General features: G+C 36.7%; 5 protein-coding genes, 1 tRNA gene and 1 pseudogene. 6 read left to right on the top strand and 1 reads right to left on the bottom strand.

Annotated features, from left to right (window positions below; translation table 11 throughout):
- Positions 1–79 precede the first annotated feature (79 nt).
- Positions 80–167 (bottom strand) — tRNA-Ser (locus CQA44_RS11100).
- A 154-nt stretch (positions 168–321) separates the two neighbouring features.
- Between CQA44_RS11100 and CQA44_RS11095 the strand changes: the two genes are divergently transcribed.
- The 6 genes and pseudogenes from CQA44_RS11095 to CQA44_RS11070 form a co-directional block, all read left to right on the top strand.
- Complete coding sequence (locus tag CQA44_RS11095; protein ID WP_115547295.1) at positions 322–1,230, top strand: MnmC family methyltransferase; 909 nt, start codon at positions 322–324, stop codon at positions 1,228–1,230.
- Between the two features lie 413 nt (positions 1,231–1,643).
- The gene (locus CQA44_RS11090; protein ID WP_115547294.1) at positions 1,644–2,066 is read left to right on the top strand and encodes a hypothetical protein; all 423 of its coding nucleotides are present in this window, start codon (positions 1,644–1,646) and stop codon (positions 2,064–2,066) included.
- On the top strand, positions 2,056–2,358 hold the full coding sequence (locus tag CQA44_RS11085; RefSeq protein WP_115547293.1) for a YkgJ family cysteine cluster protein: 303 nt from the start codon (positions 2,056–2,058) through the stop codon (positions 2,356–2,358). Before CQA44_RS11090 ends, CQA44_RS11085 begins: the two co-directional genes overlap by 11 nt.
- A gap of 381 nt (positions 2,359–2,739) precedes the next feature.
- Positions 2,740–3,045, top strand: a complete 306-nt coding sequence (locus CQA44_RS11080; RefSeq protein ID WP_115547292.1) for a hypothetical protein — start codon at positions 2,740–2,742, stop codon at positions 3,043–3,045.
- Between the two features lie 113 nt (positions 3,046–3,158).
- Positions 3,159–4,163: a hypothetical protein gene (locus CQA44_RS11075; RefSeq protein ID WP_115547291.1), complete on the top strand. Its 1,005-nt coding sequence runs from the start codon at positions 3,159–3,161 to the stop codon at positions 4,161–4,163.
- Between the two features lie 90 nt (positions 4,164–4,253).
- A pseudogene (locus tag CQA44_RS11070) lies at positions 4,254–5,097 on the top strand (hypothetical protein); the annotation flags it as partial.

Raw genomic sequence — 5,097 nt, 5'->3', positions numbered from 1 at the left:
TCTCTGTAGTTTGTTATAGAATCACATTTGCAATGTTATCAAGAAAAATAGAAAAGAAGTGTCAGAATGTTGTGAGCTATGGCAGAGAGGAAGGGATTCGAACCCTCGAAAGCTTTCACTTTACACGCGTTCCAGGCGTGCTCCTTCAACCACTCGGACACCTCTCTATAAATGTGGAGTATATCATAAGATTTTAAAGTTAGTAGCCATTATAGAATAAGGATAGAATCTAATGAGAATAATTGCTAAGGCAAGTAACAATGCGAAGCATTTTTTATTGTGATACAACTATATTACAGAGATAGATTAAGGCAAATTTCAATGAAACATACAATTTCACAACACAATGCAACGAGACAGGATTCTATCTATCAGTCTTTTTTGCCAGATATTACACCTATTATACAGGGTGGCGATTCTTCATTTAGTCTCTATAATAAAGAATATCAACAAAGCTACCATTCCAAGAGCTTGGGGGCTTATAGTGAGACCTTGTATAAGCATATTATTCCGGTGCTTATTTTTAAGAAATCTCTTGGATTCTCCAACCAAGAATCCTCCTTGTTAAAAGGAAATAGATATTCTGCAAATGACTTTGAAACAAAATTTTTGGATTCGATGGAGAATATAGAATCTGTCTCGCGCGTTTTTCTAGGTAAGCGGTTTTATATAAAACAGCAAGTTATGTTAGAAAATTGCGCTATGCCAGAATCGCAACAAAGCAATTTAAACCGTCCATTGCGCATACTTGATATTTGCTTCGGATTGGGTTTTAATGCGTGTATGGCACTACAAGTGTTTAAGAACTGTGAGATTTATTCTCCTGAAAAAGACAATCTTTTAGATTTATTAAAAGACTTTCCTTATCCAGAGAACCTACGTTCGCAAGCTTATTGTATTTTAGAGAATCTGCAAACCACCAATTTGTATTATGACACGGCTAAGAATCAAAGATTATATTTCTTGCAGGGTAATGCATTGGATATTGTCCAAACATTTCCCTGTAATTTTTTTGATGTTGTTTTTCAAGACGCATTTTCACAAGCACGCAATAGCGAACTTTGGACTACGCAATATTTAAAAACACTTTTTAATATAACCAGCTCTCAGGCAGTGATTACCACTTATGCTAAAGCAAGGAGAATTTTAGAATCCGCAAGATTGGCAGGATTTAAAGTTGTGAAACATGCGTTAGGAAGTATTTTTTATAAGTCAGATTTTTTGGTTTAAGCTATGACGTACTTATGTAATTAGAATTGTGCGCTCTGCATGTTGATGGGGACAAGAAGTTTAGGGATTTGCGACAGAAATTTGACATAAAACCTTGATACACGCGCCTTTAAGGCTAATAATTTTTATTCATTGAAAGTACATACTTTGTTATTCTCTGGCTTATGTGATGATTTTATCAAAGATAATGCAGAATTTACTGTGTGAGTCATCAATTTAGCCTTGATTTGTTTTTTTTTTTTTTTTGTAAGATAATATTAGTCATGTTTGTGAGATAGAGATTTTTCACAATCAGGCATTGATAACGCTCGCTTGACACTGATATTTCATGACAATGATGTTATCAAATGACATAACTTGTCGCGGCGATGTGTTAAAATGCGATTTAACATTAAAAAAGGAGACAATAATATATGTTTTTAAATTTACTCAATAGAGAAGAAAAAGTAGCATTCCTAGAGATTGCACACCATATTGCGTGGAGTAATGATGACTTTTCTGATACACAAAAGAATATCATTGCAACGTACTGTTTGGAAATGCAGATAGAGGATATTCAGTATGATAGGAATGATGAGCAAAGCTTTAATCTTAGCAAAACTCTTGCGAAAGTAACCAATCCGCGGAGCCAACGCATTATGCTTTTAGAATCTATGGCATTAGTTTTTGGAGAGCATGTTTCACATCTTGATAATATTCATAAAGAAGAAAAACGTGTTATTGATGAAATGATACAGGCATTTGCCCTCAGTAAATCACATGCGATTATTTATGCTGAATGGACAAAGGCGATGCTTTCTCTTAGTACGCAAGGTAGGGCACTCATTGAGCTTTAAGGAAAATAGGGATAGCTTTCCTTGCACAATTTGCGGAGCATGTTGTAAAAATATTAAAGGGATTGCAGAACTCGCAAGCTTTGATTTGGGTAATGGAATCTGTAAATATTTAGATAAGCAAAGTAATTGTTGCAGGATTTATGCTAATCGTCCCGAGATTTGCAGAGTGGATGTGATATATGAGAAAAGATATGCAGGGCATTACACGAAAGAAGCCTTTTATCAATTGAATATTGAATCTTGCAGATTCTTACAAGAAAAAGAGAATGTAGCGCAAAATTTGAGATTGTAGATTCTAAAAGCTTACTCTATATTGCAAGTCAAGATTTAGACTTTGTGTCCGTTAGGACAAGTATGTGAGTTTTGTAACATTGCTAAAGTTGCTTTAACAATGCTAATAGAATCTAGATTCTTAGTTTATTGTGTTGAAGATGTGATACCAAAATATCGCTTTGGAAATCTTAAGGATTCGCAAGTATGAGATTACTTTGTTTGTCTTTACTTGCTTGGGAGGTAGGTTTAGCTATGACAAAGAATCAGGATTTTAAAAGCTCTCATCGTGAGAGAATTTACTAGAATTTGTCTGATGTCTGTGTAACGCTATTGACTTATATTCGCGCAAAAATTAAGATTTGCTAGCGCATTGATAACTTAAGTTTTATAAGGGGAAATTATGCAAATGAAGTTTAGTTTTGCTATTGTTTTGATGTTATTGCAGGGTTTTGTGTGGTGTAAAGAAGTGAAGATTCCAAAGTGTGATGAGAAGGTTGAAGAATGGTATGACAAATACTTTGAAGAGTCCGGGGATGGATTCCCTCTATATAGCGATTTTAAGGTTTTACATGTCGATAAAGAAAGAGGCATTATTACTTGTCAAGCAAAATTGCGTATGGAATATCCTGATATGCCATGGGAGAATAATACACGAATTTTTAAATACACGCTCCAATACGGAATATTGGTGCGTTATCTTGACTAATGTCTTGAGATCAATGCGGATTAGGGGATTTAAAGAAAAATCCTCTAATGCTCTTTGAGGGATGAGACTCTTATGAAACAAGAGACACAACTTAATTTATTAAAGGAGGCAATATGCCATTACCACTTATACCTGTTGCGATTGTTATTGCAGGAACATTGATTGCAGGAAAGAAGGGCTATGACGCCTATAATGATACACAAGAGGCGGAAAGACACCACAGGAATGCTCAAAAACTCTACAATAAAGCCCAAGAATCCTTAACAACAACTAAAGAAGATGCCCAAAAGGTTTTTGAGAAATTAGGTAAAAGGCAAGCTTCTATCATAGAGGGTAGTTTCAAAAAATATCAAAACCTTATTGACAAGCTTGAAGCCCAAGATAAAATTATGCTAAAAGAAGTCTTTGGTCAAGAAACATTTGAAGTGTTTAGGACGACACAAGATTCTATTGCGTCCTTGCAAAACACACTCGGTAGCCTAGCGGCTGGAAGTATGGCTGGAGCGATGGCTGGCTTTGGGGCTTATGGAGGAGCAGGATTACTTGCGAGTGCCTCTACGGGCACGGCGATAAGCACACTTAGCGGTGCGGCAGCGACCAATGCGACATTAGCGTGGTTTGGTGGTGGAAGCTTGGCTGCTGGAGGCTTTGGTATGGCGGGAGGAGCGTGGGTACTAGGCGGTGTAGTTGCTGCTCCCGCACTTGCCGTTGCAAGCTTTATATTTGCAAAAAATGCTGAAAGCAAAAAGTATGACGCACAATTATATTATTATACAGTCAAATCCTTAGCTGAAATTATGGAGGGTGAAACTTTGCTGTGGCAAGAAATTCGTCATAAAACCAAAGAGAAAAAGGACTCTTTGTGCTCTCTTGATAAGGAATTAATGGAAAAAATTGAAATAGTTACACAGGTAAGCAACTATAAAGGTTCTGTAGTTTCGCAATGGGATAAGCAAGATCATAAGAATCTCACAGCAATGATGCAAATTGCCCATACGATGCAAAATATGATTAATGCTCCTATTTTAAATGACAATGATGAGAACACAAAGAAAATCATCGAGCATCAAAAGAAGTGCAAGGAATTAATGGACGAAATCAAACAAAAATGGAGTTAAGAAGTAGAGAATCCCTGTTTGTCTTATGTTGGCTTGGGCAATCACAGTAAGCATACATTTGATTATCGCATTATTGATGAAGGAGAAAGAATGTCGCAAAAACCACTTTATGAAGAAGTGATTGAGGAAATCGGGACACAAACTCTAGCACGTTTTGGGCTAAATATTTTTAGTCTCAATACCTATGAGGCTTATGGTTCAAGTGTGTTAATGACTAATGACACACTAAGGGCGTATAATCGCCGTCAAAACAGCAAGACCTATTATGGACATACCTTTGAGGAGATTGACACAGGACAGCAAAATATCATAGATTCTTTGTTTAACACAGGCAATAAAACTTATACAACTGATACTCTAGCAGATATTAAAGACGTCCAAGAGATACTAGAAAGCGGAAAAAATCTCAACGAAGAAGATAGGGCTAAGGTGGATTATATCTTAGCCAACTATGACGATGAAGTGAAAAATCTGGATTTTAGTGATTCTAAATTAGGCAATTTGACACGCACGAATCATAATACAACCGATACCGTAACCCTTGATAAAGAAGGCAATGTTGTCAAAACCTCACAACTCAAGGTCAATAAAGAGACTGATAATTTATTAGAAGAACGTTATCTGCAAGGCGATGGAGCCGTGGATGAGCTGAAAATGCCTTTTGATGATTACAAGAGACATAAAGAGAATCTCGAAACAATGATTGCTAAGGGGGAAACCTCCACCAATCCAAAAGATAGAGAAAAAGCAGAACAAGCTAAAATCGCCCTTGATAAGCTCAATGCCAATAACGTATGCAATCGTTGGATGTGTGAGAATCCCAAAACCACTGCGCTTACTACACAAAGCATTGTCGCAGGTGGGCATATCGCCCAAGCTGGAGTAAGTGATGCGATTGTGGTAGCACTCTCAACCCTTGCAAATGGAGTGATAT

The organism is Helicobacter sp. MIT 14-3879 (assembly GCF_003364125.1).
Note: the sequence above shows the minus strand (reverse complement) of the source record. Positions and strands in the feature narration are given on the sequence as shown.

Coding starts and splice junctions, on each gene's coding strand:
- CQA44_RS11095 (WP_115547295.1), top strand. CDS start 322: ATGAAACATACAATTTCACAACACAATGCAACGAGACAGGATTCTATC.
- CQA44_RS11090 (WP_115547294.1), top strand. CDS start 1,644: ATGTTTTTAAATTTACTCAATAGAGAAGAAAAAGTAGCATTCCTAGAG.
- CQA44_RS11080 (WP_115547292.1), top strand. CDS start 2,740: ATGCAAATGAAGTTTAGTTTTGCTATTGTTTTGATGTTATTGCAGGGT.
- CQA44_RS11075 (WP_115547291.1), top strand. CDS start 3,159: ATGCCATTACCACTTATACCTGTTGCGATTGTTATTGCAGGAACATTG.